At 39.2% G+C, this 19,358-nt stretch carries 19 protein-coding genes; 3 read left to right on the forward strand and 16 right to left on the reverse strand.

Features of this window, described 5'->3' with window-relative positions; translation table 11 throughout:
• Nucleotides 1–2: 2 nt before the first annotated feature.
• The 5 genes from bshA to ACFX4R_RS06235 are packed head-to-tail and all read right to left on the reverse strand — an operon-like array spanning nt 3 to nt 3,406.
• On the reverse strand, nt 3–1,130 hold the full coding sequence (gene bshA / locus ACFX4R_RS06215; RefSeq protein WP_043979511.1) for an N-acetyl-alpha-D-glucosaminyl L-malate synthase BshA: 1,128 nt from the start codon (nt 1,128–1,130) through the stop codon (nt 3–5).
• Entirely contained in the window at nt 1,131–1,841 is a 711-nt protein-coding gene (bshB1, locus tag ACFX4R_RS06220) for a bacillithiol biosynthesis deacetylase BshB1 (protein ID WP_016763451.1), read from the reverse strand.
• Between the two features lie 10 nt (nt 1,842–1,851).
• Entirely contained in the window at nt 1,852–2,250 is a 399-nt protein-coding gene (mgsA, locus tag ACFX4R_RS06225) for a methylglyoxal synthase (RefSeq protein WP_013056092.1), read from the reverse strand.
• 12 nt (nt 2,251–2,262) lie between these two features.
• Nucleotides 2,263–3,063: a 4-hydroxy-tetrahydrodipicolinate reductase gene (gene dapB / locus ACFX4R_RS06230; protein ID WP_013056091.1), complete on the reverse strand. Its 801-nt coding sequence runs from the start codon at nt 3,061–3,063 to the stop codon at nt 2,263–2,265.
• 13 nt (nt 3,064–3,076) lie between these two features.
• A complete protein-coding gene (locus ACFX4R_RS06235; protein WP_013056090.1) occupies nt 3,077–3,406 on the reverse strand; it encodes a nucleotide pyrophosphohydrolase in 330 nt (109 codons plus the stop codon).
• 312 nt (nt 3,407–3,718) lie between these two features.
• On the opposite strand from ACFX4R_RS06235, the gene ACFX4R_RS06240 reads away from it, so the two are divergent.
• Nucleotides 3,719–4,585 (forward strand): YitT family protein, encoded by an 867-nt coding sequence (locus ACFX4R_RS06240; protein ID WP_013082317.1) that lies wholly within the window; start codon nt 3,719–3,721, stop codon nt 4,583–4,585.
• A 28-nt stretch (nt 4,586–4,613) separates the two neighbouring features.
• Here ACFX4R_RS06240 and ACFX4R_RS06245 read toward each other — a convergent pair whose 3' ends face one another.
• The 4 genes from ACFX4R_RS06245 to ACFX4R_RS06260 form a co-directional block, all read right to left on the reverse strand.
• Complete coding sequence (locus tag ACFX4R_RS06245) at nt 4,614–5,291, reverse strand: zinc metallopeptidase (RefSeq protein ID WP_013056088.1); 678 nt, start codon at nt 5,289–5,291, stop codon at nt 4,614–4,616.
• Between the two features lie 64 nt (nt 5,292–5,355).
• A complete protein-coding gene (locus ACFX4R_RS06250; RefSeq protein WP_013082316.1) occupies nt 5,356–6,132 on the reverse strand; it encodes a sporulation protein YpjB in 777 nt (258 codons plus the stop codon).
• 84 nt (nt 6,133–6,216) lie between these two features.
• Nucleotides 6,217–7,233: a CAP domain-containing protein gene (locus ACFX4R_RS06255; RefSeq protein WP_377569147.1), complete on the reverse strand. Its 1,017-nt coding sequence runs from the start codon at nt 7,231–7,233 to the stop codon at nt 6,217–6,219.
• 190 nt (nt 7,234–7,423) lie between these two features.
• A complete protein-coding gene (locus ACFX4R_RS06260) occupies nt 7,424–7,843 on the reverse strand; it encodes a CBS domain-containing protein (protein ID WP_057241797.1) in 420 nt (139 codons plus the stop codon).
• A gap of 185 nt (nt 7,844–8,028) precedes the next feature.
• Here ACFX4R_RS06260 and ACFX4R_RS06265 point away from each other — a divergent pair, with 185 nt between their 5' ends.
• Nucleotides 8,029–8,388 carry a YugN family protein gene (locus ACFX4R_RS06265; protein WP_013056084.1) on the forward strand — a complete coding sequence of 120 codons (360 nt, stop codon included), beginning with the start codon at nt 8,029–8,031 and terminating at the stop codon, nt 8,386–8,388.
• A 36-nt stretch (nt 8,389–8,424) separates the two neighbouring features.
• Here the strand turns inward: ACFX4R_RS06265 and ctaG are convergent, their stop codons facing one another.
• From ctaG to cyoE, 6 genes are all read right to left on the reverse strand, one after another.
• Entirely contained in the window at nt 8,425–9,363 is a 939-nt protein-coding gene (gene ctaG / locus ACFX4R_RS06270) for a cytochrome c oxidase assembly factor CtaG (RefSeq protein WP_162215242.1), read from the reverse strand.
• Between the two features lie 57 nt (nt 9,364–9,420).
• Nucleotides 9,421–9,753 carry a cytochrome c oxidase subunit IVB gene (ctaF, locus tag ACFX4R_RS06275; protein WP_013082313.1) on the reverse strand — a complete coding sequence of 111 codons (333 nt, stop codon included), beginning with the start codon at nt 9,751–9,753 and terminating at the stop codon, nt 9,421–9,423.
• A 4-nt stretch (nt 9,754–9,757) separates the two neighbouring features.
• Nucleotides 9,758–10,378: a cytochrome c oxidase subunit III gene (gene ctaE, locus ACFX4R_RS06280; RefSeq protein WP_013056081.1), complete on the reverse strand. Its 621-nt coding sequence runs from the start codon at nt 10,376–10,378 to the stop codon at nt 9,758–9,760.
• Complete coding sequence (ctaD, locus tag ACFX4R_RS06285) at nt 10,378–12,243, reverse strand: cytochrome c oxidase subunit I (protein WP_043979522.1); 1,866 nt, start codon at nt 12,241–12,243, stop codon at nt 10,378–10,380. Before ctaD ends, ctaE begins: the two co-directional genes overlap by 1 nt.
• A 34-nt stretch (nt 12,244–12,277) precedes the next feature.
• Nucleotides 12,278–13,333 (reverse strand): cytochrome c oxidase subunit II, encoded by a 1,056-nt coding sequence (gene coxB, locus ACFX4R_RS06290; RefSeq protein WP_016763448.1) that lies wholly within the window; start codon nt 13,331–13,333, stop codon nt 12,278–12,280.
• A gap of 137 nt (nt 13,334–13,470) precedes the next feature.
• Nucleotides 13,471–14,409 (reverse strand): heme o synthase, encoded by a 939-nt coding sequence (gene cyoE / locus ACFX4R_RS06295; RefSeq protein WP_043979525.1) that lies wholly within the window; start codon nt 14,407–14,409, stop codon nt 13,471–13,473.
• Nucleotides 14,410–14,917: 508 nt separating this feature from the next.
• Here cyoE and ACFX4R_RS06300 point away from each other — a divergent pair.
• A complete protein-coding gene (locus ACFX4R_RS06300; RefSeq protein ID WP_377569149.1) occupies nt 14,918–15,820 on the forward strand; it encodes a COX15/CtaA family protein in 903 nt (300 codons plus the stop codon).
• 39 nt (nt 15,821–15,859) lie between these two features.
• Here ACFX4R_RS06300 and pyc read toward each other — a convergent pair whose 3' ends face one another.
• Nucleotides 15,860–19,309: a pyruvate carboxylase gene (gene pyc / locus ACFX4R_RS06305; protein ID WP_377569151.1), complete on the reverse strand. Its 3,450-nt coding sequence runs from the start codon at nt 19,307–19,309 to the stop codon at nt 15,860–15,862.
• Nucleotides 19,310–19,358: the final 49 nt, after the last annotated feature.

Here is a 19,358-nt window from a genome sequence, read left to right on the forward strand (position 1 = left end):
CTTCAACCCTGTACCAATTTATAATAAAGTTTTTCATATTGACTCACAATCTCTGTTGAATGAAATTTATGATTAACTGCGCTTAGAGACGCTTCCCTCATTTGGTGATGCAGCTGTTCATTTTGAAGTAGCTGAATTGCTTTGCTCGCTGCCTCTTCGACGTCTCCCACTTCGCAAATATATCCTGTTTTTTCGTGTTCAATTACTTCGGGAATTCCGCCTGTATTTGTTCCGATGCATGGAACACCACAGGCCATAGCTTCTAAAAGCACAAGCCCAAAGCTTTCTTTTTCAGATAATAACAGTTTTAAATCGCTAATCGAATATAGTTCTGCTACATTTTCTTGTTTCCCAAGAAATAACACAGAATCTTGAAGATTTAGCTCTCTTACTAATTGAGACACTACCGTCATTTCAGGGCCGTCTCCTACAAGGAGCAGCTTAGACTGAAGCTTTTTATTAATAATAGCAAATGTTTTGACTATATCTGTAACTCTTTTGACTTGACGAAAGTTTGAAATATGAATAACGACTTTTTCATTTTCTAATATGCCATACTCCGCTTTTAAATACTGCACTTCTTTTTTATGATAAACTCGTTCATCAATAAAATTATACATCGTTTCAATTTCTTTATCTGGACTAATCAAATGGTGAGTTTGATCAACAAGTGACTGAGATACAGCCGTCACTGCATCTGATTTCTCAATTCCAAATTTAATTAAATCTTTTAACGATGGATCCTCTCCTAGAACCGTAATGTCTGTCCCATGAAGAGTCGTCACAATTTTCACTTCGTGCTCCACCATTTGTTTAGCTAAAATCCCGCAAACTGCATGGGGGATTGCATAGTGCGTATGAATAATGTCAAGCTTTTCTCTTTTAGCCACTTCAGCCATTTTACTGGATAAAGCCAAATCATACGGAGGGTATTTAAAGACGGAGTACTGATTTACATCTACTTCGTGAAAATAAATATTTGGATATACTTTCGTCAATCTAAAAGGCATGCTAGAGGAAATAAAATGAATTTCGTGCCCTTTTTCAGCCAGCAGCTTCCCTAGCTCCGTTGCTACCACTCCTGAACCTCCAACGGAAGCATAACATGTAATACCAATTTTTAACTTCATTTATTTTCCACCTACTAAATCGTCGTACATCAAAATCGGTTTTTTAGATAAAAAACCTTCACCGTATGCTACCCCGACTTCTTTGCCAAATAATCGCTCTCTGCTCTCTACCGTTTCAATATATCCGTTTACCAGCGGCGTATCAAACGTATCTGCTGTTTTTATAAATTGACTTTCATAAGCCTCTAGACTAGCTACTTTCTTTTGAAACGTGCTTGATACATCTACGATAAAATCTGGCTTATGAAATCCATTTATCATATAGAAATAAAGAGACTCAGCACGATGAGCTTTTTGCTTTTTATAATCGATATAATTTTTAACGCCAGCGGAAAACATGGCCTCTTCTACAAGCTTTGCACAATTTCCATGATCAGGATGACGATCTTCAAAGTAAGGAGCAAATATAATCCTTGGTTGATACGTGCGAATGACTGATGCTATTTCAGCTATATACTCTGCCTTTAAAACCAAACCTCTGTCTGGCAAATGCAGATGAATTCGCTCATGAACACCTAAGACATCAGCAGCTTTGGACGCTTCTTGTTTTCGAATTTCAACCGTTCCATTTGAAGAAAGTTCAGCTTGCGTCAAATCGCAAATAACTACCTTCAAACCTTGTTCACTCATTCTTGCAATGGTTCCACCCATGCCGATTTCTACATCATCGGCATGAGCACCAAAGGCAAGGATATCTATTGTTTCTTTCATTATCTTCACCCTATTTTTTTATAATTGAACGCCAATGCAAATCGCCTCGTTCAAGTCCATGAATTAAAATCTCTGCTGTTCCCATATTCGTTGCAAGAGGAACCGCATAGACGTCACATAGGCGCATCAGAGCTGAAATATCAGGTTCATGAGGCTGAGCTGTTAACGGATCGCGGAAAAAAATAACCATATCCATTTCATTTTGAGCAATTAAAGCTCCTATCTCCTGATCTCCTCCAAGCGGTCCTGATTGAAAGCGGTGAACCTTCAAACCTGTTGCTTCTGAAATACGCGTTCCTGTTGTTCCTGTTGCGAACAGCGAATGTTCCTGTAAAATCGCTTGATAGGCTGTTGTGAATTGGACCATATCATTTTTCTTTTTATCATGTGCAATTAAGGCGATTTTCATTTTTCTCGCTCCTTAGTCAATAATATTTTCTAATCCATATACAAGTGTGTCTACGTTCATAACTGTATCAACAGCTAGCTTCACACCTGACATAAAAGAAGCACGGTTGTATGAATCATGACGGATTTTTAATGTTTGTCCAAATCCTCCGAACATCACTTCTTGGTGAGCAATCAGCCCTGGCAGGCGTACGCTATGTAGGCGGATTCCTTCATAATCTGCACCGCGCGCCCCTTCTAGCAATTCTTTTTCCTCAGGATGACCCTGTTTTTTTGCTTCACGAACTTCACTGATAAGCTCCGCTGTTTTTAAGCCTGTTCCTGATGGTGCATCTAACTTTTGATCGTGATGCATTTCAATAATTTCAACATCATCAAAGTATTTAGCTGCCATTTGTGAAAACTTCATCATTAAAATAGCGCCAATCGCAAAATTAGGTGCAATGATACAGCCAAGTTCCTTCTCTTCAGCAAGCTGCTTTAATTCTTTTAAATCTTCTTCTGAAAAGCCAGTTGTTCCTACAACAGGTCTTACTCCATATGTTAGGGCTGTTTTAGTATGAACGCGTCCAATTTCAGGTGTTGTCAAGTCAACTAAAACATCTGCCTTAACGTCTTGAAAACATTTCTCAATATCCGTGTAGATTGGTGCTTGTACATTTGGCATTCCTTCAATATCACTTATGTATTTTCCTTCATTGATACGATCTACCGCTGCTACTAATTCAAAATGCTCTGTTTCTTCTATTAATAATACAGCTTCTTTTCCCATACGACCTCTTGGTCCTGCAAGTACAATTCGAATTTTGTCCATTCTTTTTCTCTCCTTAGTCTTCTTTTTTCGTCCAGCGATCTTTGTCACGCGTATTAAATTTATTCATAACGCGATCATGCGCTTCTTGTAAATCGATATTTAATGAATTTGCAAAGCAAATTAATACAAATAAAATGTCGCCCATTTCTTCTTCGACCGTACGTTCTGCTTCAGTCGTTTTCTTCGGCTTTTCACCATAATAGTGGTTAATTTCGCGCGATAATTCGCCCACTTCTTCCGACATGCGCGCAAGCATAGCAAGAGGACTAAAATATCCTTCTTTAAATTGGCTAATATATGCATCAACTTCTTGCTGCATTTGCTCCATCGTTTTTTTTGACATCTTTTTATTTCACCTCTTTTAGAAGTACACTCAGCTTACTATTATAACATCTTTACTTCAAATTATTTAGTGTAATTACTTCTTCTTACCAAGCCTTTATCAGATGCTCTTTTACAATATTCCTCACGTTTCCCTTAATTCTCAAAAATCTGTCTATATTTTACGAATTGAGGATACTACTAATACATAGCACTAGAAGAAATATCATCACTTTTTACTATTTTCAAAAATCTTTTCGATAGTTATTTACGAAATGAAATATATTCCTTTATGATAAGGTAGTGCAAAAACGGTCATAGGAGGTTTGTAAGTATGAAAGGTCTCAGATTAAAAAATATTATTTTTATACTGCTTGGTGCTGCCATATTTGCGTTTGGACTTGTTAATTTTAACATGCAAAACAATTTAGCTGAAGGTGGATTCACAGGCATTACCCTGCTTTTATTTTTCTTATTTAACATTGATCCCTCTTATTCTAACTTAGTGTTAAATATTCCTTTGTTTTTTGTAGGGTGGAAACTATTAGGGAGAACAGCATTTATTTATACCATGCTCGGAGTCGTTAGCTTATCGCTATTTTTATGGATATTCCAGCGCTTCCCAGTGAATATGCCCCTGCGTCATGATATGACTCTAGCAGCTCTTTTTGCCGGTGTTTTTATTGGAGTGGGTCTTGGCATTATTTTCAGGTTTGGAGGAACAACAGGAGGAGTCGATATCATCGCACGTGTTGTTCAAAAATATATCGGGTGGAATATGGGGAAAACGATGTTTCTTTTTGACTTTATTGTGATTAGTGCGTCTCTCATTTATTTATCTTACAGAGAAGCTATGTACACACTTGTTGCAGTCTTTGTCGCTGCACGGGTTATTGACTTTATGCAAGACGGCGCGTATGCCGCAAAAGGAGCAACGATCATTTCAAATCATAACGAAGCCATATCGGATAAAATTATGAAAGAAATGGATCGAGGCGTGACGATTTTAAAAGGACAAGGTTCTTTTTCTAAGCAAGATACCAACGTGCTATACTGCGTGGTTAGTAAAAATGAAATTTTCCGTTTAAAGCAAGTTATTACTTCTGTAGATCCACACGCATTCGTTGCAGTTACGGATGTTCATGATGTCTTAGGCGAAGGATTTACCCTTGATGAAAATAAAAAACCGCTTGAAAGATAAAAAAAATACCGCTAATGCGGTATTTTTTTTAGTCGTCGTTATTCATTCCTGTATAAATCATGATTAAACGAACCAACTCAAGAACTGCTACTGCTGCAGCTGCTACGTATGTTAAAGCCGCTGCGTTAAGCACTTTACGCGTCTCGCGCTCTTCGTCATTTCGAATCGCTCCGACTGAGACGATTTGCGTCATCGCTCGGCTTGAAGCATTAAATTCAACAGGCAGTGTTACAACTTGGAATACGACCGCTGCTGCCATAAAAATAATACCTAACAATAGCAACGGCTTAATCGACGCAATAATTCCAATCATAATTAAAATCCAAGAAGCGTTTGATCCAAGGCTTGCCACCGGCACAAGCGAGTGGCGAAGACGTAAAAACGAATAGTTTTCTTTGTCTTGAATCGCGTGGCCCACTTCGTGAGCCGCAACGGCAGCGCCCGCGACAGACGTTCCGTAATAGTTGTCTTCTGATAAACGAATTACTTTTGAACGAGGATCGTAGTGATCCGATAAAAATCCGCCTACAGGCTCTACGTGAACGTTGTACAACCCGTTTTCATCCAAAATTTTTCTTGCCACTTCTGCGCCTGTCATTCCTGATGAGTTGCTTACTTGTGAATATTTTTTGTAAGCACTTCTCACCTTAAACTGTGCCCAAATTGGCACAAGGATAATAATGAGAAAATAAATCAAAAAGCTCATTTACCCACACCTTTCATTATGTGTTTGACTACTCTTTTATTTTAGACAATTCTGCGCTTTTACGTCAATCATTACGCCCTCTAGCTGACTTTCTTTTCTGGTCAGCAAAATATTTTCGCGCTCCTACATAAAAAAGTGTAGCAATAATAATACTTCCGGTGGTAATTGTAACCCAAATAAAAGACGGGTCTGTACGATTTTCTTTTACTTGTTCAAAAAAATCTTTTAAGTTTTGTTCCATTTGGTTAAACTGCTCATCGTTAATCTCACTTAGCGTTCCTTCAGTTTGTAAAAAGTGAACGTCCGCGCTCACACGCTGTACGTAGGGAGACGACACGTCTACCTGCGCGCTCGGTAAGATCATATCATATTCCTTCAAAAATTGCTTAAGCTGCGCTTCATAAGCCGATTGTTCTCCTTTTACCGCTTCATTTCGCATCTCTTTAAATGTAGCTAGCATACTGCCTTCGAGCTCAGTCCACATAGGCTGATGCTTGCTGTGCAGCGCATCGACTAACAATCGAAATTGAGTAGCTTTTTGAAGACGTTCTTCATCACTGGAATCAGAAGATAAAAGAGACCTTTCTACCTGTTCATAACAAAGAGTTAAAATACGTATATCTTCGGCCGATACGCCCAAAGAAGCTGTATTGAGACTGGTAAATTCATTCGAAAAGTTTCTGAACAAATGTTGGGCTGCTTTATACTCCTTTTGCTCTACAAGCGATAGCGTTTGATCAGATAAGTTATCAAGCTTTTCCCACTGCCCTTCAGCTGCATGTACAGTAGTCGTATATGCAAAGAAAAGTACGAGCAATATTCCTACTATTCTTCCTTTCATTCTCGTCCCTCCTCTAACCTCTACTAAAACTTATGAGAAAGAGGACAAGAGTAGACCTATTTTCAAAAGGAAGTTTTAAACTTACTATTCATCCATCGGAGTGATAAAGTTTTGCGTATAATATTTCTCATATACACCTACACCAAGACGCGTAAACTCTTTATTGAGTAAAGCCTTACGATGTCCCTCACTATTAAGCCACCCTTCAACCGCAGCGATTCCATCCTGATAATTCGAGGCAATATTTTCGCCCGCGATACGGTATACTACATCACCTTTTTGCAGACGGTTGCCTAAATCACCTTGTGCTGGTGAAACGTGAGAGAAATAGTTTAAGTCGCTCATTTCTTTGCTGTGTAAATAAGCTACTCCGGCAGTGGCTTCGTCCCAAGCTAAAGGTGACAGCTGAAACCGGTCTCGAATTACATTTGTAATATCGATAATTTGCTGCTCTTCTCCTTCTTGGACACTTTTCCACTCCTCCGATGTCAATGACGGAGCTGTGGGAAGTTCGCCGCGATAAACAATTTCGTACGGACGCTGTTTTAATAGCGTCTCCATGTCCATAATTCGAATACTTGAGATTGTATTAAGGAACTGATCAAAATATAGTTGGACGTATACATCTCCATATTTAATAATAGGACGCATTTTCATATCCTCTTCACTCAGGCGAAATCGGTATTCATTTCCGTCTTTTTGAAGCGTGAGTTCGGATGAAAGTGAAACTCTTTTTTCTACTTCCTCTCGCTTCTCACCAATCTCAAAAGGATCTGTATTTGTTTTTGAGCCAATGACGTATACAGATACGACTTGATTATTTTCTACTCCTACCTGCGCATACGTTTGACGATTCTTTTTGTAAATCCACCAGTCATAGCCATATGCAGAAGAATCAATACGATCCGGCTCTCCAAGCATTCCAATTAACTGTTCTGAATGATCTCCAATGAGCCTCATCATATTTTCACTTTGTTTTTCATAAGAAGCCACTTCTTGTGTGGGCTGACTTTTGGAATCCGTTTGGTTTTGCTCAATATTTTGACCCGTTAGATATTTTTCTAGCTGAGGTAAATAATCCTCCGCGTATACAAATGCCACTATTAATACGAGAATAAAAATAACTTTTTTCAGCTTTTCTTCCTCTCCTTACACCTGTTTTCTTTACCTGTTTAACTTATTTTTATCTCTATTATACATGCATTCAAAAAAAAATAGCTATCGGTATGAAGGAAACAAAAGAAAAAGCCAACTATTTACGAATATACTGCAAACAGTTGGCTTTCGCTTTTTAATGCGTTTGTTGTGAAATATCTGAGAGCGCTTCTCCTGCACGTTCATTTGCATAGCGAAACGTTGATAAATCACCTAGCGATACAATCCCTACTAGCTTTTGATTTTCCACAACGGGAAGACGACGGATTTGATGTTGAGCCATAAGCTTAGAAGCTTCTTCTACAGAGGCTTCCGCTGTAATAGTTATAAGCTCTTCACTCATAACATCCGTTACTTTACTTGAATTTGGCTTCTTTTCTGCAATGCCTTTGATAACTAAGTCTCGATCTGTAATCATTCCTACTAGCTGATCTTTATCGACAATTGGAATTGCTCCTACATTCCATTCCTTCATTTTCACTGCTACTTCATATACGTTATCAAGCGTGGTGCATGTTTCCGTATCAGCTGTCATTACCTCTTGTACAGTTTTCATTGTTTTATCCTCCTTTACATCGTGTGTTCGTTTTATAGTGTGACCAACTTTTTAGTAAACTTTCGTATTTAAAACGTTTAAATAAAAATAGATAACGTTTACATTTTTCCTTATTAGATATTGCAAGTTTTATCCATTCGGCTTATGATTTAGTTGGGGTATATCTGTTTTGGGAGGGAGTTCATATGAAATTTGAATATGCAAAATTTGATTCATTAAAGGTTGATTTAGATTTATTAGATGAGATTATGCATCAATTTGGTCTGGTCCGCGCCGGACAATGGGATTATGAACGCGTCACGTACGATCGAAAATTCGAGTTTCAGCGAGATACCTTCTATTTGCGAGTCCAAGGACATGCTATTTCAGGCGACGTAGGGGGCAGGCATGCTGTTATTCATCTTATGACACCTCTACTAGGCAAACATTATTATCCTCACGGTGTAGAATATGGTGACGGCGAATACTTTCCGCCATCCCTTGTAGAACAGTGTGAAAAGATATTAACACAAATCAAATCACAGCTTGAAACCGTTCAGCTATAGAATTGGAAAAAGCGCAGTAATCACACTGCGCTTTTTTTAATTCAAAGGAGGAGTAGACGGAAATTCCTTTGGTTTTATATCTTGAGGCTCAGTAAAATCGGGCATGTACGTATCTTTCTCTCGTTCTTTTCGAGCCCACTGAAAAAAAATAAAGCCTAAAACCGTTCCATACACAATTTCTTGAATGATCTTCATAATAACGCCGCCTAGCTGCTGATCTTCCACGGGCGGCAGCGTATTAAACATCTCGGGAGCAAGCTGCCCTAAACTTGCAATCATAGAAGGCGGTACACAAAGGGAAAGAGCTTGTACCCAAGCGCTTGAGTCTGTATACGTCGCATATAAAGAATGATTTGCAAAAATAATCAGCGCGCACGCTGGAGTAAGGAGTACGCCATCTGCAAAAATGTATCCAAGCTTTTTTAAAGAACTTAGCGTCTGTTCTTCTTCTAGCTGATTAACGAGTGGCCACCACATGCAAAATGCAGCGATAAATAATACAACACTCACGATTCCGTGGAGCATCATATCCGTTTTAATAAAATCAAAAAGCAGCGGAATATGATACAAAGAGAATAACCCATTGAATAACAGTAGCGCAATTAAGGGCTTTGTAAAGAATTTAAAAATAGGTTTAACCCCTCTTACATAAATAACAGAACGAGCTAACCACGCCGGAATTCCTAAAATAAAAAGCGGAGGAATCACCAAGTAAACGATTGCCATTTGCGTCATATGAGCACTAAACATAAAATGCCCTAGTAAATCTACAGGTCCTCCTTTACATATATATAAAAGAACCATGCTGATAACAAAATACGCTTTTGTTTTTCTGTTTACGGCCACCGCTCCTATAAAATTCCCTCTCCATCTAGCAACGATGAAAAAATATAAGACGGTCACCAGACAAATGGTTAAAAAATAGTAAGGACTCCAAAGTGCTTCAAAACCAAACATCTGCAAATTGTTAATCAACATCTATTCCTCCTTCTACAGATGATGAAAAGGACTGGCGCATGCCAGCCCTTTTCTTTACCACCAAATAATGGTTACAAAAGCTAAAATGGTTAAAAGAGCTACCAATACGCCTGAATACAAGAAAAATGCTGGTATGGTATGTCCTTTGTGGTTCATATGCATGAAATAATAAAGTTGAAAGATGACTTGAACAACGGCCAGGAGCACAATCACCGGCATAATGTACCATCCGCTAAACTCTTGATAAACCGCAAAAAAAGCAATTAGCGTTAGAAACAACATCATCCCAAAAGAGATAACTTGCATTTTCATATCTTCTGCGTTTCTTTTTTTACGATAATCTAAATTGAGCCTTGGGTTATCTGAGTTTGATTGATTTGTCGTCATCAGCTTATCCCACCATTCCCATTAAATATACAACCGTGAAAATAAAGACCCACACAACATCGATAAAGTGCCAGTATAAACTTGCGACATAATATTTAGGAGCGTTATATAAGTTTAACCCCCGCTTTGCATTTCGAATCATCAAAGAACCAATCCAAAGCAATCCGAACGTTACGTGAGCTCCGTGGGTCCCAACCAGCGCATAGAAAGAAGAACCGAATGCGCTGCTTGTAAACGTATGCCCTTCATGAACATAATGCCTGAACTCATAAATTTCTAGCCCTAAAAACGCTAAACCTAAAAGCCACGTAACGCCTAACCATAGCTGCATCTTTTTAAATTCAAAATTTTTCATATGATACATAGCATATACGCTTGTTAGTGAACTTGTTAATAAAATCATGGTGGCTGCAAAAACAAGCTTAATATCAAACAATTCTTCTGGCTTAGGTCCTGACATCGTTGAATTACGTAAAGCTAAATAAGTAGCAAAAAGTGAAGCAAACAAAACCGTCTCTCCGCCTAAAAAGAGCCAAAAGCCAGTAAATTTATTTTTCCCTTCAAGCGTTGCTTTTTCAGGCGAAGCAGGGAAAGTTTCAGCAGTTAGCTTTTGTTCAGTCTCCATTACATCTTCGCCTCCTTGTCATCATCAACTAAGTCCTCTTTGTGAATATGGAAGCCGTGATCATCAATCCATGAACGGAAGAACATTGATAAAAACATGACGATCATTCCGATAATCCCTACAATATCTCCCCACGCATGATCATTTCGATACAAAAAGCCCATCCCTGCAATAAACATTCCAAGCGATATCATAAATGGAATAAACGACGAGTTTGGCATATGAATATCACCAAGAGGTTCGGCTGGCGTCATTTCTTTATTTCCTGCCATTTTTTCAATCCAATATGCATCTAACCCCCGTACAAGCGGCGTTTGTTTAAAGTTATACTCTGGAGGCGGAGATGAAATAGCCCATTCTAATGTACGTCCGTCTCCCCAAGGGTCTCCTCCTACCCTTTGTCCTTTGGCAGTTGTTTTTATAATATTAACCAGTAAAATGAGCGTAGCAACCGCCATGAAAGCAGCTCCTGATGAACTGATTGCATTCCCAAGGTCGAGACCTTGATTAGGCAAGAACGTCCATACGCGGCGAGGCATCCCCATTAGGCCTAAGAAATGCTGAATAAAGAACGTTAAGTGGAAACCAATCAAAAAGAGCCAAAACGTTGCTTTGCTTAACTTTTCATCTAACATCTTCCCAAACATTTTTGGCCACCAGTATGTGACACCTGCTAATATAGCGTATACGACGCCGCCTACGATAACGTAATGGAAGTGAGCAACGATAAAATAAGAATCTTGAAATTGATAATCTGCAGGTGCTACAGCTGCCATAACTCCTGTTACTCCCCCGATAACAAATGATGGAATAAAGGCGACAGCATACAGCATTGGAGACGTAAACTCAATACTTCCTCCCCAAAGCGTAAACAGCCAGTTAAAAATTTTAATTCCAGTTGGAACAGCAATAGCCATCGTAGCGACAGCGAAAATGGCATTTGCAATCGGACCAAGTCCGGTTGTAAACATGTGGTGAGCCCACACCATGAACCCTAAAAATCCGATTAATACGGTAGCAAAAACCATCGACGAGTACCCGAATAATCTCTTTCTTGAAAAAGTAGGTAAAATTTCAGAGAAAACACCAAACGCTGGAAGAATTAAAATATATACTTCCGGATGACCGAATATCCAGAAAAGATGTTCCCAGATAATGGTGTTCCCACCCATTGTGGCGTCAAAAAAGTTTCCCCCGAATAAGCGGTCAAAAATCATTAAGAACAATCCAACCGTTAGCGCTGGAAACGCAAACAAAATAAGAGCTGATGCAACAAACGTCGTCCACGTAAACAGCGGCATACGCATATAAGTCATACCTGGCGCCCTCATGTTAATGATTGTCACGAGAAAGTTGATACCTGAAATCAATGTCCCGGCTCCGGAAATCTGCAAACCTATCGCATAAAAATCAATTCCGTGACCAGGTGATGCAATAGACAGCGAAGCATATGATGTCCACCCTGCATCAGGTGCTCCTCCTAAAAACCAGCTTAGATTTAAAAAGAGTCCCCCAAAGGCAAACAACCAAAAACCTAACAAATTTAAAAATGGAAATGCTACATCTCGAGCTCCAATTTGCAGCGGAACAACTGCATTCATCATGGCAAAAAGAAGCGGCATTGCGGCTAAGAAAATCATTGTTGTTCCATGCATTGTTAAAATTTCATTATACGTTCCTGCACTAACAAAGTCATTGCTTGGTATAGCCAGCTGAATACGTATAAATAGCGCTTCCACTCCTCCGACTAGAAAAAAGATACCGCCGGCGATTAAATAAAGAATGGCGATTTTCTTATGGTCAACGGTTGTCATAAAGTCCCAAATTGTTCCACCTACACCCTTCTTTTGACTGAGTGTACTCATCGCTAAACCTCCCCTTTTAAAAACGACTGGACGTTTATTTTTCTTTTAAACTCATTAAATAGTCTGCTAGCTCATTCACTTGTTCATCTGTTAAGTCAGGATATGTACCACTCATCTTATTACCCGGCTTAACTTTTTCAGGGTCTTTTAACCATTTTTTGATATTTTCCTTGTTGTGAGGAAGCACCCCAGCTACACGCTCACGTTCAGAAAAACCGGCTAAGTTTGGTGCTTGACGAGCTTGCTCTGGACGATTGTCTTTGACGTCAACAGCATGACATCCGATACAGCTTTCATTAAAGACCTCTTGACCAGCTTTTGCGGATGCTGTTTCTACATCAGGCTTTGCCTTTTTCAAATCTTTTGCCCACGTATCAAATTCATCGCTTGATACAGCCCGTACTTTAAAGTCCATAAGAGAATGAGATGGACCGCAAAGCTCAGCACATTTTCCGTAGAAAACCCCGTTAGCTTCCTTCGATTTCTTAGAATCAAACACTAGCCAGAATTTATTATCATTTTCTGTGTTAGCATCGAGCTTTCCTCCAACTGAAGGAATCCAGAATGAGTGCTTGACGTCAGAAGCTTTAATGTTAAAGTAGACTTTTTTATCCGTTGGAACAACTAGATCTTGCGATGTAATAATTTTTTGATTAGGATACTCAAATTCCCACCAGTACAAGTTAGCGCGCACATTTACTACGACAGCATCTTTGTCCTTCATTCCTTTTACATCCGCTAGCTTAAATGTTGAGATAACCGTTGGAACAGTCAAAATAATCAGCAGCAAGATAGGAATCACTGTCCATATAATTTCTAACTTTCTGCTTCCCTCTACTTGCTTTGGAATCACATTTTCTTCGCCTTTACGACGACGAAAGCGCAGAATAACAAATATAAAGATAATGGTGACAACAATAATAACTAAAACCATGATGGCTGTACTAAGCAGCATAAGCGAATATTGTTCTTCAGCTACCTCACCTGCAGGCTTAAGTGTCGACAAAAACGGTTTTCCACAGGCCGATAACACGAATGCAAGCAACGTAAATAACGACAAAACACGAAAGTTCAATCGCCATTTTTTCATACCATTCCCCAACCTCTCTTTCATTGACGTGATTTCATCTATGCCCTCTTGAGCATAAAACTTATTCCTTCTATAATGAATTCTACATGTAGAAGAAATCCCCCTTGTGCAGTGTCGCATTCAGTGAAAGATTTTATCTAGGCAAAAAGCGTTGCGACAATCATTGAGACAAATAAAATAGTTAAATAGTTTAGTGAGTAGACAAACATCATGCTAGCCCACTTTGTGTCTTCTTGTTTATTGTATTGAGCAAATCCTAAAAATAGCCATCCTATGTTTAAAACAGTGGCCAAAATTAGAAATGGAGTGCCTAATTGGTATAAATAAAGAGGTAATGGCAACAAACAAGCAATCCAAATGAGAATCTGTCGTTTTGTCAGCTCAAACCCGTGTACAACAGGCAACATAGGGATTCCCGCTGCCCGGTATTCTTCACATCTTCGCATAGCAAGAGCTAGAAAATGAGGGGGCTGCCAAATAAACATGATTAAAAATAATACCCAAGCCACTACATGTAAATTGGGATCGATAGCGGCCCATCCAATTAAAGGCGGGACAGCTCCTGATATACTTCCGATTACTGTATTAATTGTGTATAGTCTTTTGGACCACATGGTGTAAAGAACTACATATGTAAGTATTCCTGCTAATCCAATGAGAGCGGCTACTGAAGAAACAACTAGTAGCATAAGCAAGCCGGTTAACGTAAAACCGATTCCAATCCCAAGGACCGTCAAAGGTGTAAAACTCCCTGTCACTGTAGGTCGTCCCTTTGTTCGTTCCATTAGAGGGTCAATGTCACGATCTATGTAATTGTTCAAACTGCATGAACCGGCGATGATAAGTGAAGAACCTATTAAAGTAAAAAATGCTTTATCCAGGTTTTCTAAGAAGTGTTGTTCGTTGAAGAAAAGAGCTAGCCAAAAACCAGTAAAGGTGGTGATGAAATTCGAGTTGACTATTCCAATTTTAATCGTAGCTAAAAAATCTGACCAAACGGAACTATTTTCGCTTACATGAGCTGTGTTAGGCGATGCAGAAAGCGTTGAATCTTCCACCATTTTTGAATCTTCCATGGCGCTTCCTCCTTTACTCATCCACAGACTTTTATCTATCTAGTAAATAAAGAGTCTATAAATGAAGGCGTTTTCAACATATTTTTACAAAAATCTCCTCTTTGTTCAAAAAGAAGTCATATTCCTCTCACCAAAGCTACTTAAAAGCTTCACATGTAAACGGTAAAATAGTAGAGAAATATCTATTTCTCATGTTTATTAAACCATATTTTGCCGTTACTTTGTGAAGAATTCATGAAAAAAATATGGATTTTTTTTGTCATGAGCTAAATGCATGTCCCTGTCACTTGTTAAAAGATATTTGTGCAAGTAAAATAGTTTTCTGTACGGTACCTTTTACATATCTGCAGAGTCAAACTCATGAATAAACCTTACACTTTCTACCATTATAACAAATTCAATCAAGTTTATGGAGAATAAATGAAATTTATGTTTAATATACAAAAAGATTAGGATAAATTGTTTAGCTCGTTATATTACTTACTTTGCTTTTAGGATGGTGATTATTGTGCGACTTGGATTAAAATTTTTATCCGTTGTGACGAGCATGGCCATGTTACTTATTCTGCTTGGCGGTGCCCTTGTCACGAAAACTGGTTCAGCAGACGGGTGCGGAGATTCTTGGCCTCTGTGTAATGGACAGCTCATTCCTGACCCTTTAACATTTGAAACCGTTGTTGAATTAAGCCACCGCTTAGTTTCTGGCGTGTCGGGCTTTCTTGTGCTCGCTTTATGCGTATGGGCATGGATTTCACTAGGGCATATAAAAGAAGTTAGACCTTTAGCGTTTATCTCTTTTTTCTTCCTAGTACTGCAAGCATTAATTGGGGCCGCTGCCGTTATGTGGGGACAATCAGATGCAGTGCTTGCTCTTCATTTTGGTATTTCTCTTATTTCGTTTGCTTCTGTGCTGCTGTTAACACTTATTATCTTTGAAGTGGATCAAAAGCTCGACGCAACTAATATGCAGCTAGGCTCTAAAATGAAAAAACATATTTACGGGGTTATCTTGTACACATATGCCGTTGTGTACACGGGCGCGCTTGTTCGCCATAAAGAAGCTAGCTTAGCTTGTCCAGACCTTCCATTTTGTTCAAACGGAAACGGTTGGCTGCCTGTTGATTTGAATCAGTGGATTCAAATGGGACATCGATTCGCTGCTGTTTTAACGTTTGTATGGATTTTAGCCGCCTTTATCCATGCAGTTAAATATTATCGCCATCAAAAAAATATTTTTTACGGATGGTTAGCTGCTCTCATTCTAGTTACTTTTCAGGCGGTTTCCGGTATGCTTGTTGTTGTCACACGTCTGCAGCTAGAGCTCGCGCTTGCTCATTCTTTAATTATCTCTTTCCTATTCGGTGTATTAAGCTATTTAACCTTACTTGCAACGCGTCATACACATAATTGATCAAAAAAGGTACGAGCTCTGAGCTCGTACCTTTTTTGATCAGCTTTCTAATTCAATTAATAAATCTCCCGGCTGAATGCCATCTCCACTCGACACGTGTACTTGTTTAATCACGCCGTCAAATGGTGCTTGCACGGTTGTTTCCATTTTCATTGCTTCTGTGATCATTAAGTGATCACCTTTTGAGACTTTATCGCCTTTTTCTACTACTACTCGAATAACGGTTCCAGGCATTGAAGCGCCGATGTGGGCCGGATTTGCTTGATCGGCTTTTTGTTTTGCCGTAACGGTTGTTTTAACACTTTCGTCTTTAATCACGACTTCACGAGGCTGACCGTTCAATTCAAAGTATACTGCTCGCGTACCGTCTGCCTGCGGTTCTCCAATGGATACAAGGCGAACAATTAAGGTTTTTCCTTTTTCAATCTCAATTTCAACCTCTTCTCCTAAACGCATGCCGTATAGGAAAGTCGGGGTATCAAGAACAGAAATGTCCCCGTATTGTTCGACTGCTTTGTGATAATCCATAAATACTTTTGGATACAGCGCATAAGCAATGGCATCAAAACTCGTTACTTGACGATTTAAGTCTTTAAACAGCTTTTCTTTCACTGCATCAAAGTCCACATCTTCTAACAGTTCTCCAGGACGAACTGTAATAGGTTTTCTGCCTTTTAGAATGATGCGCTGAAGCTCTTTAGGGAATCCCCCGTGAGGCTGTCCTAAATACCCTTCAAACAATTCAATAACTGAATCCGGGAAGTCAAGCGTTTCACCGCGCTCAAACAGCGTTTCTTCTGTCAAGTTGTTTTGAACCATAAACAATGCCATATCTCCAACTACTTTTGATGATGGCGTAACTTTTACAATATCACCAAATAACAAATTCACGCGTGAATACATATCTTTTACTTCATCCCAGCGGTTTCCTAAACCAACTGCTTTTGCTTGTTGCTGTAAGTTGCTATATTGACCGCCTGGCATTTCATGCACATATACTTCTGTATGAGGAGCGTTCATGCCGCTTTCGAAGTCTTGGTAATATTTTCGCACGTCTTCCCAATAGTAAGAAAGCTCTTCTAGATTTTTAATATCTAGATTTGGTCTGCGATCCGCACCTTCTAATGCGTAATAAAGAGAGTTAGCACTTGGCTGAGACGTTAAGCCTGCCATTGAGCTTACGGCTACGTCTACAATGTCTACACCTGCTTCAATTGCTTTTGCATACGTGTATACACCGTTTCCGCTTGTATCATGCGTATGAAGGTGGATTGGAATATCAACCGTTTCTTTTAGAGCCGATACTAAATCATAAGCTGCCTGTGGTTTTAAAAGACCCGCCATATCTTTAATGCCCAGGATATGTGCTCCAGACTGCTCAAGCTCTTTTGCTAAGTTCTTGTAGTAATCCAAATCATACTTACGGCGCGTCGGATCTAAAATATCACCTGTATAACACATTGCTGCTTCTGCAATCTTTCCTGTTTGACGAACGGAGTCAATTGCAAGAGTCATTCCTTGCACCCAGTTTAAGCTGTCAAAGATACGGAAAACATCAATACCTGCATAAGCTGATTTTTCAACAAATTCTTTAATTACATTATCAGGATAGTTTTTATATCCAACCGCATTTGACGCGCGAAGAAGCATTTGGAAAAGAACGTTTGGCGCTTGTTGACGTAAAGTAAGCAAGCGATCCCACGGATCTTCTTTTAAGAATCGATAAGCGACATCAAACGTTGCTCCCCCCCACATTTCCATAGAAAATAAATCTGGAAGCAAGCGTGCAGTTGGGTTAGCTACTTGTTTTAAGTCGTTTGTACGAATACGCGTTGCTAAAAGAGACTGATGGCCATCACGGAAGGTTGTATCCGTTAATAGCACTTCCTTGCGTTCTTTCACCCAATTTACTAGCCCTTCAGCGCCTTTTTCATCTAAAATCTGCTTTGTTCCGTTTTGAATTGGTTTGCTTATATCCACACTAGGAACGCGCGGTTTTGTAAAGATTGGCTTTTTCTTTTCCGATACACCTGGGAATCCGTTTACCGTAACATTCCCAATGTATGTAAGCATTTTAGTTCCGCGGTCTTTTCGCTTCGGGAAAACAAAAAGTTCAGGCGTTGTATCAATAAATGATGTATCATAAGCACCTGTTAAGAACTTATCATGCTTCACTACATTTTCAAGGAACGGAATATTGGTTTTAATTCCACGAATACGAAATTCTTTTAAGTTCCGTACCATTTTTGATGCGGCTTGATCGAATGTTAATGCCCATGTTGTTACTTTTACTAACAGTGAATCATAATAAGGCGTAATTACAGCACCTTGGAAACTGTTTCCTGTATCTAAACGTACGCCAAAACCGCCACCAGAACGATAAGCCATAATCTTACCCGTATCCGGCATAAAATTGTTTAACGGATCTTCTGTCGTTACACGAGATTGAATCGCATATCCATGTACGTGAATTTGATCTTGTACAGGAATGGATACTTCCTTGCTGTGAAGCGCGTAGCCGTCTGCAATTAAAATTTGCGATTGAACGATATCAATACCTGTAATCATTTCAGTAATTGTGTGCTCTACTTGAACACGTGGATTTACTTCAATAAAATAAAAATCGTTTCCTGATACTAAAAATTCTACTGTACCAGCATTTATGTACTGCACTTTTTCCATCAGCTGCACAGCTGCTTCACAAATGCGGAGACGTAAGTCTTCATCTATAGAAACACTTGGTGCTACTTCTACTACTTTTTGATGACGACGCTGCACAGAGCAGTCGCGTTCATAAAGATGCACAACATTTCCTTGTTCATCACCTAAAATTTGCACTTCAATATGTTTTGGATTTTCAACTAGTTTCTCGACATACACTTCATCATTACCAAAAGCAGCTTTTGCTTCTGATTTAGCACGATCATAAGATTCGTTCAGGCTGTCTGCATCGCGAACGATACGCATGCCTCGACCGCCTCCGCCCAAAGCAGCTTTGATCATTAGAGGATATCCATGCTGATTAGCAAATTCTTTTGCTTCGTCAATTGAATCAATAGGACCATCCGTACCAGGAATAACGGGAATATCTGCTTGAATAGCCTGATGACGTGCTTTTACTTTATCCCCAAACATATCAAGATGCTTGGATTTTGGACCAATAAAAATAATGCCTTCTTCTTCGCAACGTTTCGCAAATTGGATATTTTCTGACAAAAAACCATAGCCAGGATGAATAGCATCTACATCATGAGACTTAGCAATGTCGATGATGCCTTCTATATCTAAATAAGCATCAATCGGTTTTTTCTCCGCTCCTACTAAGTAGGCTTCATCCGCTTTGTAACGGTGATAAGAACCTGCGTCTTCCTTAGAATAAATTGCAACAGTCCGAATATTCAGTTCAGTACATGCTCGAAATACACGAATCGCAATTTCTCCTCGGTTTGCTACTAATACTTTTTTGATTTTTTTAGTTACAAAACTCATGTTGCTAATCTCCTCTCAATTTCGTATAAACTTCAATATATAGCAAAAT

It is taken from the genome of Priestia sp. YIM B13490, from assembly GCF_042787735.1.
GTDB classification, from domain to species: domain Bacteria; phylum Bacillota; class Bacilli; order Bacillales; family Bacillaceae_H; genus Priestia; species Priestia megaterium.